At 45.4% G+C, this 21,989-nt stretch carries 20 protein-coding genes, 2 tRNA genes and 9 pseudogenes; 13 read left to right on the top strand and 18 right to left on the bottom strand.

Annotated elements, in window-relative coordinates; all coding sequences use genetic code 11:
• Positions 1-6: 6 nt before the first annotated feature.
• The 3 genes from rpoZ to DXE31_RS07815 are packed head-to-tail and all read right to left on the bottom strand — an operon-like array spanning position 7 to position 1,830.
• Complete coding sequence (rpoZ, locus tag DXE31_RS07825; protein ID WP_088525928.1) at positions 7-210, bottom strand: DNA-directed RNA polymerase subunit omega; 204 nt, start codon at positions 208-210, stop codon at positions 7-9.
• Positions 211-254: 44 nt separating this feature from the next.
• Positions 255-893 carry a guanylate kinase gene (gene gmk, locus DXE31_RS07820; protein ID WP_114698390.1) on the bottom strand — a complete coding sequence of 213 codons (639 nt, stop codon included), beginning with the start codon at positions 891-893 and terminating at the stop codon, positions 255-257.
• Between the two features lie 16 nt (positions 894-909).
• The gene (locus DXE31_RS07815) at positions 910-1,830 is read right to left on the bottom strand and encodes a YicC/YloC family endoribonuclease (RefSeq protein ID WP_231969474.1); all 921 of its coding nucleotides are present in this window, start codon (positions 1,828-1,830) and stop codon (positions 910-912) included.
• A 91-nt stretch (positions 1,831-1,921) separates the two neighbouring features.
• Between DXE31_RS07815 and rph the strand changes: the two genes are divergently transcribed.
• From rph to hemW, 3 genes and pseudogenes are all read left to right on the top strand, one after another.
• Complete coding sequence (gene rph, locus DXE31_RS07810) at positions 1,922-2,662, top strand: ribonuclease PH (protein ID WP_114698683.1); 741 nt, start codon at positions 1,922-1,924, stop codon at positions 2,660-2,662.
• Between the two features lie 25 nt (positions 2,663-2,687).
• Positions 2,688-3,237: pseudogene (gene rdgB / locus DXE31_RS07805) on the top strand (RdgB/HAM1 family non-canonical purine NTP pyrophosphatase).
• The gene (gene hemW / locus DXE31_RS07800; RefSeq protein ID WP_114698388.1) at positions 3,215-4,447 is read left to right on the top strand and encodes a radical SAM family heme chaperone HemW; all 1,233 of its coding nucleotides are present in this window, start codon (positions 3,215-3,217) and stop codon (positions 4,445-4,447) included. Before rdgB ends, hemW begins: the two are co-directional and overlap by 23 nt.
• 217 nt (positions 4,448-4,664) lie before the next feature.
• Here hemW and DXE31_RS07795 read toward each other — a convergent pair whose 3' ends face one another.
• From DXE31_RS07795 to DXE31_RS12205, 3 genes are read right to left on the bottom strand one after another with little or no spacing between them, the layout of a single operon-like run.
• Positions 4,665-5,264, bottom strand: coding sequence for an enoyl-CoA hydratase-related protein (locus DXE31_RS07795; protein ID WP_231969473.1), 600 nt, complete (start codon positions 5,262-5,264; stop codon positions 4,665-4,667).
• A gap of 6 nt (positions 5,265-5,270) precedes the next feature.
• On the bottom strand, positions 5,271-5,603 hold the full coding sequence (locus DXE31_RS07790; protein WP_162785574.1) for a Bug family tripartite tricarboxylate transporter substrate binding protein: 333 nt from the start codon (positions 5,601-5,603) through the stop codon (positions 5,271-5,273).
• A complete protein-coding gene (locus DXE31_RS12205; protein WP_162785573.1) occupies positions 5,590-5,877 on the bottom strand; it encodes a type 2 periplasmic-binding domain-containing protein in 288 nt (95 codons plus the stop codon). Before DXE31_RS12205 ends, DXE31_RS07790 begins: the two co-directional genes overlap by 14 nt.
• Before the next feature lie 91 nt (positions 5,878-5,968).
• On the opposite strand from DXE31_RS12205, the pseudogene DXE31_RS07780 reads away from it, so the two are divergent.
• A pseudogene (locus DXE31_RS07780) lies at positions 5,969-6,733 on the top strand (CaiB/BaiF CoA transferase family protein); the annotation flags it as partial.
• A gap of 108 nt (positions 6,734-6,841) precedes the next feature.
• On the opposite strand, the pseudogene DXE31_RS11620 reads toward DXE31_RS07780, so the two are convergent.
• The 3 genes and pseudogenes from DXE31_RS11620 to DXE31_RS10585 form a co-directional block, all read right to left on the bottom strand.
• Positions 6,842-7,096, bottom strand: a pseudogene (locus DXE31_RS11620) (alkyl sulfatase C-terminal domain-containing protein); the annotation flags it as partial.
• Positions 7,089-7,283 carry an alkyl sulfatase dimerization domain-containing protein gene (locus DXE31_RS10590; RefSeq protein ID WP_231969472.1) on the bottom strand — a complete coding sequence of 65 codons (195 nt, stop codon included), beginning with the start codon at positions 7,281-7,283 and terminating at the stop codon, positions 7,089-7,091. The gene DXE31_RS10590 and the pseudogene DXE31_RS11620, both read right to left, overlap by 8 nt.
• Before the next feature lie 38 nt (positions 7,284-7,321).
• A pseudogene (locus tag DXE31_RS10585) lies at positions 7,322-7,567 on the bottom strand (MBL fold metallo-hydrolase); the annotation flags it as partial.
• Between the two features lie 33 nt (positions 7,568-7,600).
• On the opposite strand from DXE31_RS10585, the pseudogene DXE31_RS07765 reads away from it, so the two are divergent.
• From DXE31_RS07765 to DXE31_RS10575, 3 genes and pseudogenes are all read left to right on the top strand, one after another.
• Positions 7,601-7,952 (top strand): annotated as a pseudogene (locus tag DXE31_RS07765) (CoA transferase); the annotation flags it as partial.
• Between the two features lie 137 nt (positions 7,953-8,089).
• Entirely contained in the window at positions 8,090-8,299 is a 210-nt protein-coding gene (locus tag DXE31_RS10580) for a hypothetical protein (protein ID WP_197712203.1), read from the top strand.
• A gap of 278 nt (positions 8,300-8,577) precedes the next feature.
• On the top strand, positions 8,578-9,051 hold the full coding sequence (locus tag DXE31_RS10575) for a hypothetical protein (protein ID WP_231969471.1): 474 nt from the start codon (positions 8,578-8,580) through the stop codon (positions 9,049-9,051).
• A gap of 29 nt (positions 9,052-9,080) precedes the next feature.
• Here the strand turns inward: DXE31_RS10575 and DXE31_RS07755 are convergent.
• Both DXE31_RS07755 and DXE31_RS07750 read right to left on the bottom strand, forming a co-directional pair.
• Positions 9,081-9,170 (bottom strand) — tRNA-Ser (locus DXE31_RS07755).
• A gap of 34 nt (positions 9,171-9,204) precedes the next feature.
• A pseudogene (locus DXE31_RS07750) lies at positions 9,205-10,403 on the bottom strand (NAD(P)/FAD-dependent oxidoreductase).
• Between the two features lie 100 nt (positions 10,404-10,503).
• On the opposite strand from DXE31_RS07750, the gene pgi reads away from it, so the two are divergent.
• The 5 genes and pseudogenes from pgi (at position 10,504) to nadC (ending at position 15,522) form a co-directional block, all read left to right on the top strand.
• Positions 10,504-12,000: a glucose-6-phosphate isomerase gene (gene pgi, locus DXE31_RS07745; RefSeq protein WP_114698383.1), complete on the top strand. Its 1,497-nt coding sequence runs from the start codon at positions 10,504-10,506 to the stop codon at positions 11,998-12,000.
• Between the two features lie 56 nt (positions 12,001-12,056).
• Positions 12,057-13,442: a phosphomannomutase/phosphoglucomutase gene (locus DXE31_RS07740; RefSeq protein ID WP_114698382.1), complete on the top strand. Its 1,386-nt coding sequence runs from the start codon at positions 12,057-12,059 to the stop codon at positions 13,440-13,442.
• Between the two features lie 256 nt (positions 13,443-13,698).
• Positions 13,699-14,478 (top strand): quinolinate synthase, encoded by a 780-nt coding sequence (nadA, locus tag DXE31_RS07735; protein ID WP_331852014.1) that lies wholly within the window; start codon positions 13,699-13,701, stop codon positions 14,476-14,478.
• The gene (locus DXE31_RS12515; RefSeq protein ID WP_415077926.1) at positions 14,450-14,611 is read left to right on the top strand and encodes a hypothetical protein; all 162 of its coding nucleotides are present in this window, start codon (positions 14,450-14,452) and stop codon (positions 14,609-14,611) included. The genes nadA and DXE31_RS12515 overlap by 29 nt, the downstream gene beginning before the upstream one ends.
• A 41-nt stretch (positions 14,612-14,652) precedes the next feature.
• Positions 14,653-15,522 (top strand): annotated as a pseudogene (gene nadC, locus DXE31_RS07730) (carboxylating nicotinate-nucleotide diphosphorylase).
• Between the two features lie 3 nt (positions 15,523-15,525).
• Here the strand turns inward: nadC and DXE31_RS07725 are convergent.
• From DXE31_RS07725 to DXE31_RS07695, 7 genes and pseudogenes are all read right to left on the bottom strand, one after another.
• Positions 15,526-15,888 (bottom strand): hypothetical protein, encoded by a 363-nt coding sequence (locus DXE31_RS07725; RefSeq protein WP_114698381.1) that lies wholly within the window; start codon positions 15,886-15,888, stop codon positions 15,526-15,528.
• Positions 15,885-16,091 carry an FAD-dependent oxidoreductase gene (locus tag DXE31_RS07720; protein ID WP_415077923.1) on the bottom strand — a complete coding sequence of 69 codons (207 nt, stop codon included), beginning with the start codon at positions 16,089-16,091 and terminating at the stop codon, positions 15,885-15,887. The genes DXE31_RS07725 and DXE31_RS07720 overlap by 4 nt, the downstream gene beginning before the upstream one ends.
• 275 nt (positions 16,092-16,366) lie before the next feature.
• A pseudogene (locus tag DXE31_RS07715) lies at positions 16,367-17,556 on the bottom strand (NADH-ubiquinone oxidoreductase-F iron-sulfur binding region domain-containing protein); the annotation flags it as partial.
• 159 nt (positions 17,557-17,715) lie between these two features.
• A complete protein-coding gene (locus DXE31_RS07710) occupies positions 17,716-17,964 on the bottom strand; it encodes a hypothetical protein (protein WP_114698380.1) in 249 nt (82 codons plus the stop codon).
• Between the two features lie 191 nt (positions 17,965-18,155).
• A complete protein-coding gene (locus DXE31_RS07705; RefSeq protein ID WP_114698379.1) occupies positions 18,156-18,461 on the bottom strand; it encodes a YciI family protein in 306 nt (101 codons plus the stop codon).
• A gap of 103 nt (positions 18,462-18,564) precedes the next feature.
• Positions 18,565-18,655 (bottom strand) — tRNA-Ser (locus DXE31_RS07700).
• Positions 18,656-18,715: 60 nt separating this feature from the next.
• Positions 18,716-20,354: pseudogene (locus DXE31_RS07695) on the bottom strand (acetate--CoA ligase); the annotation flags it as partial.
• 106 nt (positions 20,355-20,460) lie between these two features.
• Here DXE31_RS07695 and DXE31_RS07690 point away from each other — a divergent pair.
• Positions 20,461-21,984: a fumarate hydratase gene (locus DXE31_RS07690; RefSeq protein WP_114698378.1), complete on the top strand. Its 1,524-nt coding sequence runs from the start codon at positions 20,461-20,463 to the stop codon at positions 21,982-21,984.
• Positions 21,985-21,989: the final 5 nt, after the last annotated feature.

Below are 21,989 nucleotides of genomic sequence, written 5' to 3'. Positions count from 1 at the left end.
CCTTTATTACAAAGGTACTTTGGTCAACATGTCACGGTCAGTTACACCAGCAGCTACTTCACGTAATGCAACTACAGTAGCTTTATCTTTGGACTCAACACGTGGAGAGTGACCTTGCACCAATTGGCGCGCGCGATAAGTAGCGGCCAAAACTAATTCGAAACGGTTTGGGATAGTTTTAAGACAATCTTCTACAGTAATACGGGCCATGCTGAACTCACTTAATTTAGCTGCAATATTTATAGGATAACTGATTAGACCCCGAGTCGCTTTAAAAGGGCAGGATTTCTGGCTATACTGGGCCTAGACCGAAGACGGCTGGAGGCCAAAATATGCTTCAGGTCGACTAGAGCTTGGTCAAAAGAGTCATTTAGGACAATATAGTCTGCTTCATTGGCGTACATCAGCTCAATATGGGCTGCGGCTAAACGACGTTGAATAGTTGCCTCGTCATCCTGACCACGCTTTCGCAGACGCTCTTCCAGAGCCTCAATTGAGGGCGGAAAAATGAAAATCCATTGAATCGTAGAAATGAGTTTTCGAATCTGTTGGGCGCCCTGCCAGTCGATCTCCAACAAAACATCGCTACCAGTCTGCATTTGAGACTCAATCCAAGACTTTGAAGTGCCGTAAAAATGTCCATGCACTTCCGCCCACTCTAAAAAATGACCTTGGTCGCGTTCTTGCAAAAAAAGTTCCTTAGTGAGAAAGCGATAATCCTTACCATCCACTTCACCAGGACGTGGTGCACGGGTAGTGGTTGATAAAGATAACTTAAGACCAGAATCTGCTTTTAATAAAGCATTGACCAGAGAGGATTTACCAGCACCAGATGGTGCAACAATCATGAACATACTGCCTTGATAGGCTGGCGTCAAAATTGAGTTAGTCATAAGTAATGAATGGAGATTATTCGAGGTTTTGAACTTGCTCGCGCATTTGCTCAATCAGAAGCTTGAGCTCAAGAGCGGCTTGGGTACATTCTGTCGATACAGACTTTGAGCTCAGGGTATTTGCTTCACGATTGAGCTCTTGCATCAAAAAATCCAAACGTTTACCCACTGGCCCTTTACCAGCAAGTGCAGCATCTACTGCTTGTAAGTGAGTTTTTAAACGAGCAAACTCTTCAGCTACATCTATACGTACTGCATATAAAACCACTTCCTGACGGATACGCTCCATCAATTCGGCGCCTCCCATAGCCCGCCGCTCCTGAGCTGCTAGAACTTCAGCGAGGCGTTCTGTAAGTTTTGCTTGATATTGAGCCACATATTCGGGAACCTTCGGTTCTATCACTTTCAGAATCTCGCACATCTTGGAGGTAATGCTAGTTAGCACCTCTACCAAAGAGCTGCCTTCAGCATGGCGACGCTCGATCAGACTTACCATGGCTGCACGTCCAGCTTCAATTGTGGAAGCTATCCAACTGTCTTCTTCAGCACGGGGCTCAGAAATAACGCCAGGCCAACGCAGTACTTCGGAAATACTGAGCTCTTGCGCTTTTGGAAATGCTTCTTGGGCTTTTTCTTGCAAGGTATTGAGGGCATCAAGACGATCCCGATTAATTGCACCGAACGCATGTGGATTAGTCCTGGTAGCGTCTGCTGCGCCACTATTCACCCGCCAGGCAGCCCTAAATTCCACCTTACCGCGGGCAAGGCTTTGAGAAACCATTTCTCGTAGGGCAGGCTCCGCCCCACGGCATTCGTCTGGAAGACGAAAACCTAGATCCAGAAAGCGGCTGTTAACAGTCCTACATTCCACCTGCAGATCAGCAACTACGCCCGCCCCCAAGGAGACTTGACGAGAAGCGCTGCCATAACCAGTCATGCTCGATATCATATGGACATTGTAGATTCATTATTGATGCACATACTAATTGCAGATTAGCTCTGCAAATCGAACCCAAAAGACCATTTTCATGAGTACAGCAAAGCCAGCCGATATCACCCGTCCAAGTGGCCGTCAACCAAAAAATTTGAGGCCAGTCAGCATATTGCGCGCTTTTACAAAGCACGCTGAAGGTTCGGTGTTAATTGCCTTTGGCGAGACAAAAGTGCTCTGTACGGCCAGCATTTTGGAGAAGGTTCCTCCGCATAAAAAAGGCGCTGGCGAGGGTTGGGTAACAGCTGAGTATGGCATGCTACCCCGCTCTACTCACACTCGCAGCGATCGAGAGGCCGCTCGCGGCAAGCAATCTGGACGCACTCAAGAAATTCAACGTCTCATCGGGCGAACCATGCGCAGTGTTTTTGATTTAAAAATCCTAGGGGAAAGAACGATCCATTTGGATTGCGATGTATTACAAGCAGATGGTGGCACAAGAACAGCATCGATTACAGGCGCTTATGTTGCTGCACGTGATGCAGTCAATCAGCTCCTTAAAGAGGGTACTCTCGCTGCAGATCCGATTAGCGATAGCGTTGCAGCAATTTCAGTGGGTATTTATCAAGGCACACCAGTGCTTGATTTAGATTATCTAGAGGATTCCTCTTGCGACACCGATATGAACATTGTGATGACAGGTCAAGGAGGCATGATTGAGGTTCAGGGCACTGCTGAAGGCTCAGCCTTTTCAAGAGCTGAGCTCAATGCACTACTCGATCTAGCAGAACAAGGTATTGCTGAGCTTACGCAATTACAAATTGACGCCTTCAAATAGCCATCCACCTTCTGCGAACTTAGTAATGCAAAAACTCGTTCTCGCATCCAATAACGCCGGTAAGGTAAAAAAATTTCAGGAGCTACTAGCCCCTTTGAATTTCAATATGATTCCCCAAGGAGAGCTCGGCATTCCCTCAGCAGATGAGCCTGATCAAACCTTGATTGAGAACGCGCTCGCTACAGCACGTCACACTAGCACTCTTTCTGGCTTACCAGTACTAGAGCTGACGATTCCGGTATTTGTGCGCATGTCTCAATGGGGGCCCAGGTATTCTATCAGCCCGTTATGCTGGCGAACAAAGTAATGATGCTGCGAATCATCAAAAGCTGATAGATGTTTTGAAAAATCAAACTGATCGAGGCGCTCATTATGTTTGCGCTCTAGTATTCATCAATAGTGCAAATGACCAAGAGCCCGTTATCGTCCAAACTCGATGGTACGGACACCTCATTGATCAAGCGAGAGGCAACTATGGATTTGGATACGACCCACATGTCTTTATAACGGAGCAAAATTGCACTGCTGCTGAATTAGATTCACCAAAAAAGAATGCCATTAGTCATCGCGGCTAAGCCTTACGTGAGCTCATTGCACAACTTCAATATCGTGCTTAATTCACATCAAGTCAGCCTTACAGCATTGCCGCCACTGGCTTTGTACATTCACTTTCCATGGTGTGAGAAGACATGTCCCTATTGCGACTTTAATTCGCACCAAATTAAAAAGGGTCAATCCGGATTTGATGAAAAGCGCTATATCAAGGCCCTCATTAAAGATCTCGAAACCGAACTCCCTAATATTTGGGGGCGCCAAGTCCACAGCATCTTTATAGGCGGAGGAACTCCGAGCCTACTTTCTTCTGAAGCAATGGATGAGCTGCTGTGCGCCGTTCGCGCGCGCGTGAATCTTGCGCCAGATGCTGAGATCACTATGGAGGCTAATCCGAGCTCAGCGGAGACAGAAAAGCTTGCTGCATTTGCTAAAGCCGGCATTAATCGTGTCTCTTTAGGTATTCAGAGTTTTCAAGATGAACATCTCAAAGCCCTAGGGCGCATTCACAACGGCGTAGAAGCTAAATATGCTGTAGCAATTGCTTTAAAGCATTTTAAATCTGTAAATCTAGACTTGATGTATGGTTTGCCAAAGCAAACACTTGAAGGTGCTAAAGCAGATATGGATGCAACGCTTTCTTTCAAAACGCCTCATCTCTCTTTCTACAATCTCACACTAGAACCCAACACCTATTTTGCGAACTTTCCACCGCAGTTACCAAGCGATGATGAAGTAGATGCAATATTTGAACAAAATTTAGCTTTACTATCCGCAGCTGGCTACCAGCGCTATGAGGTGTCTGCATATGCTCAAAAAAATCAGGCATGCAAACACAATCTGAATTATTGGCGCTTTGGTGATTACATCGGTATTGGTGCTGGCGCACATGGAAAAATTTCCTATCCGAACAAAATTACCCGCCAAGTAAGAGAGCGTCATCCAGAAAGCTATATGCAAGCGATGGAATCAAAAGGGAATGCGCTCATGGAGTCTAAAGATATTGCTGCGAAGGACCTGCCATTCGAGTTTATGCTCAACACCCTAAGACTGACAGATGGCGTTGCCATCAATACTTTTAGCGAGCGAACCGGACTGTCTTTGAGCGTAATTAACAAAAGCCTGACTGAGGCAAGCGGCAAAAAATTACTTGATAACCATCCAAGCCAATTAAAGGCTACTGCTTTAGGATTGCGCTACCTGAACAATCTACAAGAGATGTTTTTAGATTAAGAAACCACTATTGTCCAGTCCATGCAGGTGCCGGTCCGCTCAAGAATGCTTTCACTCCATTCTTGAAGTCATCACTCCCATAAGTTTTACTAATCAGGTCATTGCAATCGGGCAAGTGATTTTTGAGCAATCTTGCCATAACCAACTTACTAGACTTTTGGGTGATCGGCGCCAATTGACCGAGTCGTTCAGCAAGCATTTCAGCCTCAATGCCTAATTAATCTTGGGGGTATGTTGCCAAGAGGTATCCTTGCTCAAGCAACTCTGAAGCTGGCAGCATTTCTGCCACAAGCAACATACGTTTCACAATCTGAATATTCAGATGCGCTATTAGCCAGGCAACATTACCCACAGAGAGGCCATTACCCAAAGTTTTGGCTATAAGCACACCAAACTTAGCGTCTGGGGTCGAGATATGGAAATCACAACAACTTGCAATCGCTAAACCGCCCCCAACAGCCATACCGTCAATTACAGCCATCGATGGCATGGGCAAAGTAGCTAATGGCGCTAAGTAGTCATCAATACCCTGCTCATACCCAATACCATCCCCACCAGCTTTGAAGCTAACAAACTGGGCAATATCACCACCAGAAATAAATGACTTACCGTCTACCCCCCTGAGGATTACGACACGCACCGCAGGATTTAAGGCAAGATCGGTGCAAATCGACTGGAGCCTTTGATACATGCCAACAGTCATGGCGTTTCGGGCCGCCACATGATCAAAGTAAATGTGGGCAATGTTGCCGCGATTCTCTAGAGTAACCTGAGCAACCTTGTCCTCGCCTTTTTGCTTTCTCTCCTGTTCATTCATACCAAGTTATTCTGGCTTGATATTTTGTAAGTCAACAATCGCTTGACCGCTTCCTTTGTAAGGCACGTGGTTTATTTGTATGCCAGCTCTCTTGGAGAATAAGGCGCCAGCCAAGTGTTGCGTACTCCCGATACCCGAAGATCCATAAGTCATCTGACCCGGATTAGACTGGGCCCATGATATGAGTTGCGCGATAGAATTAACAGGCAAAGAAGATTTCACCACCAATACGTTTGGAACATAACCCAAATACGTTATGGATGTGAAATCAGTTACAGGGTTATAAGGAACATTGGTCAATACAAATGGAGCAATCGCATTAGAGTTAGAGTGACCCACCAACAAGGTATAGCCTCTTAGCTACCAACTCAGCGCGGATTGTTCCTGCAGCTCCTGATTTGTTTTCGATAATGACGCTCTGACCCAAAATTTCACCCATCTTTGGCGCAATGGCACGCGCAACAATATCGGTACCGCCACCATGCGCAAAACCCACGATCAGACGAATCGGTTTATTCGGATATGCTTGTTGAGTAGTAGCAAGAAATGAAGCTGCTCCCAGATCAACGGCACGCAAGCTATGCAATGCCCATTTGGGTGTTTTAACCAGCATAAAGTCTCCAATATTGTTTTTATTAGAGGGTAATTCTAAACATATAAAAACAATTGAGACAATGACGAAAACACCTACCAATGCCGATCTTATGAGCATTCAGACTGCAACTACTAAGCCTTTACCACTTTCAAGAGTGCGCGTTCTTGACGTGAGTCAAGTCATGGCAGGGCCCTATTGCTGCATGCTCTTGGCCGATCTTGGTGCTGACGTCATCAAAATCGAACCTCCCGGAACTGGCGATCAAACGCGGGGTGCCGTGGGATTCAAGATGAAGGGTTCAGATAGTGTGGGCTTTTTAAACATGAATCGTAACAAACGTAGCCTTACATTGAATCTCAAATCCAAAGCAGGGAAAAAAGTATTTTTTGAATTAGTAAAAACCGCTGACATTTTGGTTGAGAACTATCGGCCAGGTGTCATGAAAAAATTAGGCATCGATTACGCCAGTCTGAAAGAGCTCAATCCTGTACTTGTCTATGCCAGTATTTCTGGTGTTGGGCACACTGGCCCTTCGGCGGATCGTCCTAGCTTTGATCTCATGGCACAAGCTATGTCAGGCGTCATGAGTCTGACTGGTTATCCGGATGGCCCCCTGTAAAAGCCGGACTGCCAGTTGCAGATATTGGCTGCGCCTTATTTGCAGTCTATGGAATTTTGTCTGCTTATATTGGCAAAACTAAGACAGGTGAAGGTCAATTTATCGATGCCTCACTCTTTGCTTCAGCTTTAGATTTTTCAATATGGGATGCCGCCCAATATGAGGTACCGGCGTAGAGCCCTATAAATTAGGCACAGCGAATCATATGAGAGTGCACCCTACCAAACCATAAAAGCTTCTGATAGCCATTTCCTGTGCTGCAAATGGATTTTTTGCAGGTAGAGCTGCTTTATTTGCAGACTTTGCCTTAGTGCCTGGCATCAGCTCAAAATCAGGAACAAAGATTGTCACAGTGCTTTTCAGTTGATCAAAGACCTTATGGTCTCGATCAACTGTAACCTTACCTTCAGTTTGCAATTGATCAAATGTAGCTTGACCACCCATCACACGCTCTAAATCGCTGCGATTGAGAATTACTGTTAGGTTTGGATTTTTTGCTTGCTGGCCTGTGATGTTGATTAAGGCAGAATTACTCATTTCGATCACAAATTTTTCGCCATTATCTGGGGTCGAGAGGTTAATAACGAAATTCATCCCCGCTACTTTTTTGCTATCCATGCTGATTGGCCAATGCATTGAGCCATAGCTCAGTAGTCATTCCCTTAATCATGTCTGAACCATTAGACTTTGGTGAAGCTCCAGTCGGCATGCCATGACGTAATTCATAAGCCGCTCCCAAGAAACTGTTACGCATACTTGGACTTTCTTTTTGATATCCTATCTGCTCAAAAATATCTGCTAACAAATCTTTCGCGGCTGCATTGATAGTGACGCCATTATTAGCTAGATGTAATACCTCATGATGTAAATGCGCATAACTACTTTGCCACTTTTAACATCCGCTTCATCAACGACACCGCGGACACCACCAAAATGGTCTCCATGAGAATGGAAATACACAACTGCCACCGCAAGTCGTTTACCCAATTTCTCATTCACCAGTTCTAAAGCAGCGCGTGCCGTCTCTTTGGCCGTTAAGGGATCACACACAATCCAGCCAGTATTAGTCTTAATAAAACTAATATTTGCTAAATCAAATCCGCGAACCTGATAGAATCAGAGCTTGCAGCTGAACTAGAAAAAACTTGTATTACTAAACCAGCAGAAAAATGGGTTACTAGATTGTTGCCGGAAGGCATCCCAGCTGGTCCGATTAACACCTATCCAGAAGCATTTGATAGCGCGCATGGAGATTGATCACCCTATAGAAGGGAAGGTTCCTAATATCGGTTTTGCTGTAAAGATGAATGGCACACCCCAGCAAGTCTATCGCCACCCGCCTCTATTGGGCGAACATACTAGCGAACTTTTAGCCGAGCTTGGTATCAAGGGAGATAATGTGAAATCGCTTGCCTTGCATTGCTCCAGGATCTGGAATAGCACCTCCACCACCTGCTGCGTAAACAAAGCTTGAAAATAATAAGGATGCAAATGCGGTCAGTTGGGATGATGTCTTATTCATACTGAATTCCAATAAATGATGAGATGAAATATGGAGTAGGCAGAGCTGATATATTTGAATAGTACATTGAGTTAGCTCCCCTGACTAAAATGCACGCCATGCTGTCTTTTTATCAACCCTTCCACATCCTGCTTGCCAGCTCAAGCATCTTTGGCGCCAATTTTGCGCATGCACAATCTGCTTTGTATAACGCAACCAATAGCTATCTTAAAAAACGGGCTGATGCTGTTATGACCATAACTGGCTACTCGCTAACGCCAGATGTGACTACCACCGGATCTTTATCCATTCGCCATTAATGGGGGCGATGCTTCAGATCTACAAATGATTTCCTTAGGAGGCGGAGATCGAATTAGCGCAAACTTTCCACCCTATCTTGAGGGGAGCAGGGCAGTCAATCGCTAAAACCCAAATTTTACCGATGGGATTGCACATAGCTCAGTCACAATACCCGTTCACTGGAATAGTATTACTGGCACAGGCGGTATTGGTTTGGACTTTCCAAGTACCAATGAGTTACGTTTTCGGACTATAGCTGATGCTTGGACATCTTGAAAGTGACCTATCCATTGCATCTATGGTCCTCCAAAATCGTACTTGGGTAGATATGCAATTTTTAAATCGTGGACGAATGCATTCTTATGGGCTGGGAGGTTCTGTAATTCTTGATGACGAAAACTACCAACCTGATCAAGAGATTGACGTTGAGCTTCGTTATACCAATATTGCAATACAAACTTTTGACACTTCTACAGCTGTTCAAGGTTCAGCAGACTCACAGAGTCTGGCTATTTGGGCTCGCAGTCGTGTACCAACCCCAATTTCTTTATTTGATGGACCGCTGAGAGCAGTATTTGAATTAGCTCATACTGAATTTTTAGGTGATCTTCGAGGGGCATTGGGTTTTAATTCTTTATCCTCAGTTGGTACCGGTTTTGAAATTGACCGTAGCGCTTCTGATCCCATCTTTTCAAGAGTAAGAATCGTATTTCGTTACCAATTTGGACAAAATGTTCATGGCACTTCTATAGGATTGGCCACAAGCTTCTAAAAAACCACTCGAAGGTGGTTGAAGGCATTTGGCGGAAGAGGTGAGATTCGAACTCACGGAGGACTTTCATCCTCGCCAGTTTTCAAGACTGGTGCATTCAACCGCTCTGCCACTCTTCCATTTGCTTGAATCTCTGATGATTCAAGCCATGAATTATAAAGAACTGTTGATTTGACCCTCTAAATGCCTAGCAATAGCTAGGCTAGCAGTCAGTCCTGGGGAGACTCAAAGCTATATAGATTGAAGAGCCCCTCTAATCCATGGTCTTGGGGCGTATTGAAGCAAAAGTCTCCCGCAGGAGCATTTGGTTGGACGATTTTAGCCCTCACCCCAGGGTAATCTGGCTGCAAAGCGTTATCTTGAAGACTGGGCCAATATCGCCTAACAACCTCATAGAAACCATCACCCTTTTTAGGATTGACTGTGTAATCAATTTGTGCTTATTGATCAATATCGAGCGTAAGGTGAACACCTAAGCCGCCAGGCTCTGGAATAGGATAAATCAAATGTTTGAAGGGAGATTTTCCAGAAAGAGAAAAATAGTTTCCCTCAGCAAAATACGCTTTAGGAATTTGATCCAAGGGTAATGATTCAATTCTTTGCGCAACAGTCGGGGCACTCATGCCTGCGCAGTTAATGAGCAACTTTGTTTGTATGCGCATGTCATCAACGCCACCGATTTCCAACTCAAACCCATCTTTGGCATTCTCGCCAATTGGCTTTGCACTGATCAGTGGTGATTGATACGCGACCATGCCACCAGTATCTTCAAATCCGCCAAAAAGTAACAACATTATAGCCATGGCTCTCATCAATGCCTGTGCTTGATGAGAGTATGGCGGCTACGCAGTTTAGTTATGGCTCCAGTTGATTTGCCTCATCAGCAAAGATCATTTTGATACTCGATACGCCGTTGTTATGAGCTTTGTGCAAGAGCGCCTGTAAATCATCTATCTGGGAAACATCGGTTGCCACTATGAATTTGCCGTAAGTTTGAGTTGCCACCTGATGACTGCGGCAAGATTCATAAAGCAAGCGATTGCCTTCAACACAGAGTTTTGCCTTGAGAGAATCCTTGGGATAGTAAATGCCAGCATGAATGACTTCACTATTACGTGCGCTACTAAAAGAGTCCCAAAAGAAGAAGATTCACGCTCTAGCAGAATAGTTTCTCGACCGCGAAAGGACATTTCTCTGGCTACGGCTAGTTTTTTTCCATTAGCCAAAGCTTGTGCTTGTGCTAGGCAGTTAGAAAGCAAAATACGATGATGCKCTTTTGCTTCAGGCAAGTGACTCATTGGCTCACGTCCGATGACGCCGGCACGGATAACCACACAGTCAACCCGCTCCATTTATTCGTCCCGACCGAGAATGATTGTTAAAAACATCCTGAAATCGTAAAATTTTCAGTGTTTTAGTGGGTTTTCAGACGCTTCTTGATAAAATCTATTCATGTCCTTGAAACCAGCTGCAAAGCTCATCAATACCAACCTAAGCGCCCATGAGATCGCTTTAGATAGCGCCTATCAGGGCATTGATGACGCAGCTTGGACATCTCTCTTTGGCTTAGCTAAGAAAGTGAAGCTGGAACAATTTATTGCCGATTTATTTGCTGGCAAACCTGTCAATAACTCTGAAAATCGTCCCGCTTTACATTCTGCTCTGCGCAACCTAAATAAGACTTCTGTTTTAGTCAATGGACAGGATGTTATGCCTGAAGTCACTGAAGTATGGCGCCGTATCGAGGCTCTATGTAATAAATGGGTTGGCGTTACTGATGTCATTCATATTGGCATTGGTGGATCAGATTTTGGACCACGTTTAGCAATTGAAGCTTTAGCTCATGTACCCGATGTTGATAGTCGCGGCATGCGCATCCATTTTTTAGCCAATATTGATACCGCTGATCTGAATCGGATTTTGCAACGCGCGCTTCCTAACAGCACTCGCGTCATCATCGTTTCAAAGTCATTCACTACGCTTGAAACCATGATGAATGCCAAGGCTGTTGTCAAATGGCTGAAGGATCATGGTCGAACGGATAGTCAGATTTCTCATGCTCTTTATGCAGTTACTGCTAATGTGCGGGCTGCCAAGTCCTTTGGCATTGATCCTAATAATGTCTATCCATTTTGGGATTGGGTTGGTGGGCGGTACTCAGTTTGGTCAGCAGTGGGGCTACCTATTGCCCTACAGTTTGGGTTTGACACCTTTAAGCAGTTCTTGGCTGGTGCCCATGCCATGGATCAACACTTTAAATCTGCTCCACTGGAAGAAAACCTTCCGGTCATCATGGCGCTCAGCCTGCTCTATCAGCAACAAAAACATCACATCAAATCATATGCTGTCATTCCGTATGCGGATGCATTGGATTGGTTCCCAAAATGGTTACAACAACTAGATATGGAAAGCAACGGTAAGAGCGTTGATCGTGATGGCAAGTCTGTTAAGTTCTCTTGTCCTGTAGTCTTTGGTAGCTCTGGGAGCAATGCACAGCACTCCTACTTCCAGCTTTTGCATCAAGGTACAGAAATGATCCCCATTGATTTTATCGCGATACGTGAGCCAATGAGTCACTTGCCTGAAGCAAAAGAGCATCATCGTATTTTGCTTTCTAACTGCCTAGCACAAGCACAAGCTTTGGCTCATGGAAAAAAAACGGATAACCCAAATAACACCTATCCAGGTAAACGTCCCAGTAATCTCCTGATTTTGCCTAAGCTCAATGCATTCTACTTAGGCGCCCTGCTAGCCCTGTACGAAAATCGTGCTGCAACTTTAGGCGCTCTCTGGAACATCAATAGCTTTGATCAACCCGGGGTTGAATTAGGTAAAGTTTTGGCCAAGCCAATTGAAGCAGCCCTCAAGGCTGGAGGCAATATTCAAGCAAATGAAGATATTGACGCAATCACAGCGAACCGGATAAATCTTATAAATCAATTTCATTGATAGCATTTGCGCTATCTAGTTAGACAATCATATCTAGAGAAAAACAAGGAATTTATATGCACCTTTCTCCATCGATCTTTAAGGCATACGATATTCGAGGCATCATTGATGAGACTCTAGGCCCATCAATTGCTAGACTGATTGGACAAGCCTTTGGCACAGAAATGCGTGAGATTGGTGAAACTGAGATAGTCATTGGTCGTGATGGACGATTATCAGGTCCAAGCCTAATGGAGACCCTAACTGAAGGATTGCTCTCGACCGGCATCAATGTAATTGATCTTGGCATGGTTGCTACACCGATGGTGTACTTTGCTGCCAATCAAGATATCCCCGGCAAGAGACCGAAGTCTGGCATCATGATTACCGGCAGTCACAATCCACCGAATTACAACGGCTTTAAGATGGTATTAGGTGGCGCAGCAATATATGGCGATCAAATACAAGCTCTGCGTAAGCGTATCGAAGCAAAACAATTTACGAATGGTCAGGGCACTCGCAGTACCTTTGATATTTTTCCTCTGTATTTAGAGCGTATCGTGGGTGATGTGAAATTGGCTCGCCCAATCAAGATTGCGGTTGATTGTGGCAATGGTGTTGGTGGCGCTTTTGCTGGAAAGCTTTTTAGAGCTTTGGGCTGTGAAGTGCAAGAACTATTCTGCGAAGTAGACGGTCATTTTCCCAATCACCATCCCGATCCCGCTCATCTTGAGAATCTGCAAGATTTGATTAAAAACCTACAAACTACTGACAATGAGCTTGGTCTTGCATTTGATGGCGATGCTGATCGTTTAGGCGTGGTGTCCAAGGATGGACAGGTTATATTCCCCGACCGTCAAATGATGCTCTTCGCCAAAGATGTACTCTCGCGCAATCCAGGCGGCCAAATTATTTATGACGTCAAATGCACCCGCAACCTCGCAACCTATGTGAGGAAACATGGGGGCGAACCTTTAATGTGGAAAACAGGTCACTCGTTAGTAAAGGCAAAGCTTAAAGAAACTGGGGCGCCGCTTGCCGGAGAAATGAGTGGCCATATTTTCTTTAAGGATCGCTGGTTTGGTTTTGATGATGGTCTCTATACAGGAACCCGTTTGCTCGAGATACTCTCCAAAGAACAAGACCCCAATCAAACGCTCAATGACCTACCAAATGCGATCTGCACCCCTGAACTACAGCTAGCCTGCGCTGAGGGTGAGCCATTTGCATTATTAGAGACCATTAAAGCGAATCCTCAATTCCCAACCTCTGAGTCTATTAATACTATTGATGGTGTGCGTGTGGAGTATTCAGATGGTTTTGGCTTGGCCAGACCCTCGAACACCACCCCAGTCGTGGCTATGCGCTTTGAGGCGGATAGTAAAGCCGCGCTTGCTCGGATTCAGGCGGAATTTAAGGATATAATACTGGCCGCAAAGCCAGACGCTACACTGCCTTTCTAGTCCCTCAACATAAAATATGAGGGTCAAGTAAGATTTCGTATGAACTCAACTGTGAACGCCCCGATAGCCTTTGATTACCCACACAACAAAATGCTGCTGGAATCACTTGCACTGCCAAGCATGGACTAAGCCCCCTCCTCTGCTTCACGGCGATAAAAAAGCAACTGTAATTGCGCGCATAAAAAAGTTGTGAATCGATAAAGATGCAACCTTAGTTGCTCATTACTATGTAGACGGTGATATTCAAGATCTAGCATTGGAAACTGGCGGATTTGTGGCCGACTCCTTAAAAATGGCACGATTCAGTAAAAATCACTCTACCAAAAATTTCATTGTTGCAGGCGTACGCTTCATGGGCGAGTCCGCAAAAATACTGAGCCCAGAAAAACGAGTATTCATGCCAGACTTGGATGCGACCTGCTCTTTGGACTTAGGGTGCAATGCTTCTGACTTTGCCACTTTCCACGTGGCACATCCTGAGCGGGTAGTTGTTGTGTATGCAAATACATCTGCCGCTGTTAAAGCACAAGCAGATTGGATGGTAACTAGCTCTTGTGCTCTTGCCATCGTGCATCAACTCAAAAGTGAGGGCAAGCAAATCTTGTGGGCGCCAGATCGTCACCTAGGACGCTATATACAAGAGCAATCTGGCGCAGATATGTTGCTATGGAACGGTGCCTGCATTGTGCATGACGAATTTAAGGCTGCTGAACTATCCATGTTCAAAGCAGCTCATCCCAATGCGATGGTCCTAGTACACCCAGAATCCCCTCAAGCCGTTGTTGACCTGGCTGATGTCGTTGGCTCAACTTTTGCCATGATTAAAGCAGTGGTTGAGGGATCCGCCACCGAATACATTGTTGCAACTGATAACGGCATCTTGCACCGCATGCGCCAGTTAGCACCACACAAGAAATTCATTGAAGCACCAACCGCTGGAAATAGCGCAAACCTGCAAGAGTTGTGCCCACTGCCCCTGGATGGCTATAAATGGCCTTCAAGGCATTTTGAGCTGCCTAGAAAATGCTTCTGGTGAAATCTTTATTGATGAACCGATTCGGCTTCAGGCTTTGAGTTGTATAGAGCGCATGCTCGATTTCACAAAAAATCATCCAGAGCTATTGGCCAAGGCACAGCATGGCTTTGTAAACAACATTGGTGCGACTTAAATTAGCACCACATCGGTTCGCTTTCATTTATAAATTGATACATGTTTGACTACAACGAAACCTTAGAGCAAGCTCGTCAACGTAATATTCATGATGCACTCATGGGAGGATATTGGAACAGGCGATTGGACCGCCAAGCTGGTTCCTAGCAAGCCAGTAAAAGCCCAACTTATCGTTCGTCAGGCAGCAGTTCTTTGTGGAGTAGATTGGTTTGAAGGCGCTCGCAAGAAACTAAATCCCAATGCAAAGGTCAATTGGTATTACATTGAGGGTCAACTCATGATGCCCGATACCTGCGCTATTGAAGCTGACTCCCAAGCACTACTCTCTGCTGAGAGTACTTGTATTAATTTTTTGCAGACACTCTCATGGACGGCTAGTATCACCCGCCAACATGTCGATGCGATTGCGGTCGCTAGCCCAAATCCTAGAGGATGCGCAGTTTTAGATACGCGCAAGACTATTCCAGGTTTACGTCAGGCACAAAAATACGCAGTCTTTTAGTGGGTGGTGGTAAGAATCAACATCTAGCCCTTTGGCATGGCATCCTGATTAAAGAAAATCACATTGCTGCCGCTGGCAGCATATCAGCTGCATTAAAGAGCGCGCATACCCTGAATGCTGGAGTGGATATTCAGATTGAAGTTGAGAATTTTGCTGAGCTTGAAGAAGCTTTAGAGGCTGGTGCCAAAAGCATCCTGATTGATAATTTTAATACCGATGAAATGAAAGAAGCAGTGGCTATTACTGCCGGTCAGGCATTACTAGAGGTATCTGGTGGCATCAATCTCGATCAAATGCGTGCTATCGCAAGCACTGGTGTTGATCGCGTCTCTCTTGGAAAACTCACTAAAGATGTAAATGCAGTAGATTTCTCAATGAGAATCTTGGGTTGGATCATTAAAAAATGAGACTTAACTTTCCCTGCCTGTATAAATAACCTGCTTTTCTATAGCATTGCGGATAAATTCAATATTGTTTCGCAAGCTGTAACATTCAGCAGTGGCTAATTTGGCTGCTTTTGATTTAAGAACCCATCGCTCCATCACATTTATCACCTCAATGTACTCTCCCCTGCGATTTTGATCAAAGGTCTCAATAGTGTTTTGCTCAAACTTATCAAGCTCTTTATAAATCGAATTAATTTGCTTCTTAGCTACATTTGTTCTGTAAGTAGGAATCGACTTGATAGTTGGATATGCAAATGCTACAAATGGCAGAAGCAAAAAGAACATCCTCTCCAAAAACTCTGCAAGCCACAATGGCAGATACTTCATTCATGCTCTTGATCAACAACCCCGACAATTCCACCCTGCGCCCAAGCAGTCGCAGCTTCGCCCAAGCCACGTTTAGCCATCAATATCACTGGTTGAGATTTAGCCATGTGTAAAGCGACAGTGAAACCTGCGAAGCCAGCGCCAATGATGAGAACGGGGAGCTCAGGTTTTACAGTGTTTTGGGAGGGTTTGGAACTGGCCATAGAGTAATAATTCTAAAGGGCAAAACAAAACTAGGTTACAAATGCAAAAAGGCCCCGCTGGAGGAGCCTTTTTACTTTTCAGCCCATACAATTAACGCGGAATCGCAGCCTGATCCGCAAGGCTTTTAATTCAGGGCGTACAGTGACATCCATACGCGCTGCCCAAGTACTGAAGTTCACCGTGTTGATTTTTTTGCTTTTCTACTGTGTTATCACCACCCCACTTAAAGCCTTCATCCGGCATATCAGAAAGCAACATCTCCAATACAAGCCTTGGCTTGCATGAACTTAGCAGCCTTGCTTGTACCAACTCGGCAAGGAGTGCATTGACCGCAGCTTTCATGGTCAAAGAAATGCATCACATTTCAAGCCATATCACGTGCTTTATCTTTGTTACTAAAAACCATGACTGCAACCGAACCAATAAAACAACCCTATGGCTGTAAGGTATCAAAATCAAGTGGAATGTCATTCATGGTGGCAGGCAAAATTCCGCCGGAGGCTCCGCCAGGCAGATAGCCATAGAAGCGATGACCGTCTTGCATTCCGCCGCAGTACTCATCGATCAACTCTTGAATTGTGATTCCAGCTGGCGCCAATTTCAGACCCGGATTTTTAACGCGCCCACTCACACTGAAGCTTCGCAAGCCTTTGCGATCATGGCGACCACCGTATGAGCTAAACCATTCTGGTCCACGCTGGACGATATCGCGCACCCAGCACAAAGCCTGAAACTTATGCTCTAGGGTTGGCCTGCCAAATAAACCAACCTGCGCAATGTAAGGTGGTCGCATACGGGGTTCACCACGTTTACCCTCGATACTTTCAATCATGGCAGACTCTTCACCGCAAATATACGCTCCTGCACCACGACGTAACTCAACGGTGGGCAACTTAAATGGGGGATTTGCCTGAAGTTTTGCCAATGCAGCCTCGAGCAACTCGCGGCAGCCGTGATATTCATCACGTAAATAGATATATAGCAAGCGTCGATACCAACTACGCTAGCTGCGATTAAAAGCCCCTCTAGAAAACGATGAGGATCACACTCTAAATAAGTGCGGTCTTTAAAAGTGCCCGGCTCACCTTCATCAATATTGACTGCCATTAATTTAGGGGCGACTTGATCGTTCACAATACGCCGTTTACGACCTGCCGGGAATCCTGCCACTCCCAGACCACACAGACCAGAACTTTCCATTGCCTTGATAACACTCTCGGCATCCGTCTTACCCTCAACAATCCCCTTTAACCACCTATGAGCACGATAAAACTCATAGCCACCATAATCTGGTGAAACTGTTTGTGTTTCACCTTGCAGTGAAACACCCTGCTCTGCAAATAATGCGGGCTCAAAAGTAGCATCGTCTTTGGCCATGGGATGCGTAGTCAGCTTATTTTTGACAGCAACTGAAACCTTATCTTCTGTAACAAAGAGTACGGGATACTGGTGAACTTCCGAGATTTAAATCACATTGTCCACGCGCGCCAGTCACTAAACCATTCTTATAATGGTTTCAATTCTTCTTTTAACTGAGTTGACTCGTCAATTAAACATAGAGATGCTGCGCTTACTGTCAACGCATCAACCGAAATTTTGAGAGGCTTGCTTGAATCTGCAGAATCAGATGGGGGAAGGGTTTTCTCTACTGCTGCAATAAATTCTTGCCTTGGATAACTTCTTTTCAACAAGAATAGTTGGTTGAACTAGCAAAACCTCATCAAATCCAAGCTCACCCATCATCAGCTTCTGGAATTCTAGTAATTTAAGGCCGCCCGCTTTTGCTAAACGAAGCTGATCCAGCCCCAACCCTGAGGCGTAAAGGGGAAATACTGAGATCTTGGTAGCTAAAGTTATATCCAATTTTTCCACTAAATTCAGCAGCAGACTGCTTCACAAAGCCAAGAACAAAAAGGTGGGCTCTAATCCAAAAGAGTGCAATACAAGAGCACCGTACTATCCCAATCCGTATGGGCCAGATCAATAATCGCGGCAACTGAATGAATGTCATTGCATAAATTTAGAAAACTTAGTTTGAGCAAAGATATGAGGCTAAGTGTTTACTACTGAGCAGGCGGGAATCCCACTTTTTGCTGCCACAGATTATTAAATACATGAATAACGGGCTTCTCATAAACTCCTGCTTTGGTGTACGGCTCATCTTTTAACCAAGCATCGACATCCGCCCTACTCGGGAAGTCAATTGCAATTAAGCTACCCAATGTTGTTTTGCCATCTTCTGATGTTAAGGGTCCTGCAAAAGCCATGCGATCAGCCATTTTTACCAAATAAGCGCGGTGCTCAGGGCGAACCTGGATACGTAAGTCTGCCGTACCTGGGCGGTCCATTAATAACAGTGCAAAGATCATGATTTCCCCAGAATTGAATTCATTTTATTTTTCATACGCAACATACTAGATATTACGGGATGTGCAAAAGAAACAACCACCCGCAGGTGGTTTTACTGATACTTGGCGGAAGGGGCGGGATTCGAACCCGCGGTAGGCTATTAACCTACGCACGCTTTCCAGACGTATGACTTAAACCGCTCATCCACCCTTCCGAACAGTCGTCAATTATACGAGTACCGAAAGGGCTTTACCCCAAATCCAAGTAAATACGCTTAGAGAGACTCTTTCAGCTGCTCCAAGATGTGTGAGTTTTCCAAGGTTGAAGTGTCTTGAGTAAACCTCTTCACCTTTAGCAATCACACGTAACAAGCGACGCATAATCTTGCCAGAGCGGGTCTTCGGTAAATTATCACCAAAGCGGACGTCCTTCGGTTTAGCAATCGGACCGATTTCTTTACCAATCCAGTTGCGTAATTCGGTAGCAAGCTTTTTAGCCTCATCACCAGTTGGGCGACCACATTTAAGCACTACGAATACACAAATTGCCTGACCAGTTAATTCATCTGGACGGCCAACCACCGCTGCCTCAGCAACCAATGGTTTAGCGACTAAACAAGATTCGATTTCCATGGTTCCAATGCGGTGACCGGAAACGTTCAAGACATCGTCAATACGGCCGGTAATGGTGAAGTAGCCATGATCCTTATTACGGATTGCGACATCACCAGCAAGGTAAAGAGTGCCTCCTAATGTTTCTGGGAAGTCAGACTTTACAAAACGATCAGGATCACCCCAAATTGTGCACATCATTGAAGGCCATGGACGTTTCACACCCAAGATGTCACCTTGACTATTAGGCACATCGGCACCTGCTTCATCCACAATAGCCGCCTGAATACCTGGCAATGGCAATGTGCATGAACCTGGAACCATAGGAGTTGCACCAGGTAATGGTGAAATCATATGACCACCAGTTTCGGTTTGCCAGAAAGTATCTGCGATTGGGTAATGTGAGCCACCTACATTCTCGTAGTACCACATCCATGCTTCTGGGTTAATCGGCTCACCCACAGAATCCAAGAGACGGAGTGAAGATAAATCGAAGCTCTTTGGATGCACCGCTTGGTCGTTACGAGATGCCTTGATCAAGGAGCGAATCGCTGTTGGTACGGTATAGAAAATAGATGCTTTGTGTTTCTGGATTATGTCCCAGCAACGACCAGAATTTGAATCTGTTGGTAGACCTTCAAATACGATCTCAGTGGCGCCAACTGCAAGTGGGCCATAAGTAATGTAATAGTGGCCTGTTACGCAACCAATGTCGGCAGTACACCAGAAAACATCATTTGGTTTGATATCAAAAGTCCACTTCATTGTGAGACTTGCCCACAAGCGATAGCCACTAGTAGAGTGCTGTACACCCTTAGGCTTACCAGTAGATCCTGAGGTATAGAGAATAAATAAAGGATACTCAGCGCTAACCCACTCTGGCTCACAAGTCGTGGATTCATTCGCTACGATCTCTTGCATCCAAACATCACGACCTGCTTGCATAGTGACATCAGTGCCAGTGCGCTTACTTACGATCACATATTGCACCTTAGGACATTCACCGGTGGAAAGTGCTTCGTCACAAATAGCTTAAAGGGGCAATGCTTTACCGCCACGGAATTGACCATCAGCAGCTTTGTAAGCTACCTTAGTAACCCGTACCATCAATAGAAAGGCACCTGAGATTCATCTAAAACCTTCGTAAAAGGCTTTTTCCAGTAGATATTTTTTTAGCAAGGCGACCCCAAAAACCGTCGTAATCTTTTTCTGCTTCAGCACAAAGCTGCTTGTAGGCTTCCATGCCTGGAATGGCCGCACCCTTAACAAAGTTGCAGATGGGTTAAATACGGGGTTTTCTTGTTTTTCAAGACCTTAGAAGATAAGTGAAAACACTTGTAATTTGCTCTATGGCAAACCCTTAAAATGGGGCAAACCTTACTAATAATGTGGAAATAAGCCTAAAACCATGACCAAGATTAAACAAAACGACCTCATTCAAAGCGTTGCAGATGCATTTCAGTTCATCTCCTACTATCATCCCAAGGACTTCATTACCGCGATGGGTAAGGCTTATGAGCTCGAACAAGGGCGCGGAGCTAAAGATGCAATTGCCCAAATTTTGACCAACAGTCGCATGTGCGCGGAAGGCCACCGCCCCCTTTGCCAAGACACCGGCATTGCCGTAGTTTTTCTGAAGATTGGTATGAATGTGCAGTGGCCAGACGCCACCATGAGCGTAACCGATATGGTCAACGAAGGTGTGCGACGCGCCTACCTTAATCCTGATAATATGTTGCGCGCATCGGTCTTAGCTGATCCCGCAGGTAAACGAAACAATACGGGAGACAACACCCCTGCTGTGATTCATTATGAAATCGTGCCTGGCGATGACGTTGAAGTCATTTGCGCTGCTAAAGGTGGCGGCTCAGAAAATAAAGCCAAGATGGTCATGCTGAACCCTTCCGACTCAATTGTTAGCTGGGTTCTCAAAACCGTTCCCACCATGGGTGCTGGCTGGTGCCCGCCTGGCATTCTTGGTATTGGCATTGGCGGCACACCAGAAAAAGCCATGCTCATGGCAAAAACAGCCTTAATGGGTCCTGTGGATATTCAAGAATTGATTGCACGCGGCGCAACGACTCGCGCAGAAGAATTGCGCTTAGAGATCTATGACAAAGTCAATAAACTGGGTATTGGTGCTCAAGGCCTTGGTGGTTTAGCAACCGTGCTTGACATCAAAATTATGGAATACCCCACACATGCCGCATCGTTGCCAGTTGCGATGATTCCAAACTGTGCGACTACACGACACGTACACTTTCACCTGCATGGCGACGGCCCCGCAAAATTAGAGACCCCATCTCTATCTGATTGGCCAGCAGTCACTTGGACGCCTGATGTGCAAAAATCCAAACGTGTTAATTTAGATACCTTGACCGCCGATGAAGTGGCTAGCTGGAAACCAGGCGAGACTTTGCTGCTGAACGGCAAGATCTTGACCGGACGCGATGCTGCCCACAAACGGATTCAGGATATGCTTGCTAAGGGCGAGGCATTGCCGGTTAGCTTTAAGAACCGGGTCATTTATTATGTAGGCCCCGTCGATCCAGTGCGCGATGAAGTGGTTGGCTCAGCAGGCCCTACAACCTCCACCCGCATGGATAAATTCACCGAAATGATGCTATCTAAGACTGGTTTGATCTCCATGATTGGTAAAGCAGAACGTGGGCCTGAGGCTATTGAAGCGATCAAGAAACATAAATCTGCATATTTAATGGCTGTTGGTGGCGCTGCTTACTTGGTATCCAAGGCGATTCAAACTTCTAAAGTCGTTGGCTTCGCTGGCCTAGGCATGGAAGCCATCTATGAATTTGATGTCAAAGATATGCCAGTGACTGTTGCAGTGAATTCTGAAGGCATTTCCATACATCACGAAGGACCGCGTGATTGGCAGGCGAAGATTGCCGGCATTCCAGTCAAGATTGCTTAAGCGTT

Source organism: Polynucleobacter necessarius (genome assembly GCF_900095185.1).
Classification (GTDB): Bacteria; Pseudomonadota; Gammaproteobacteria; order Burkholderiales; family Burkholderiaceae; genus Polynucleobacter.
Note: the sequence above shows the minus strand (reverse complement) of the source record. Positions and strands in the feature narration are given on the sequence as shown.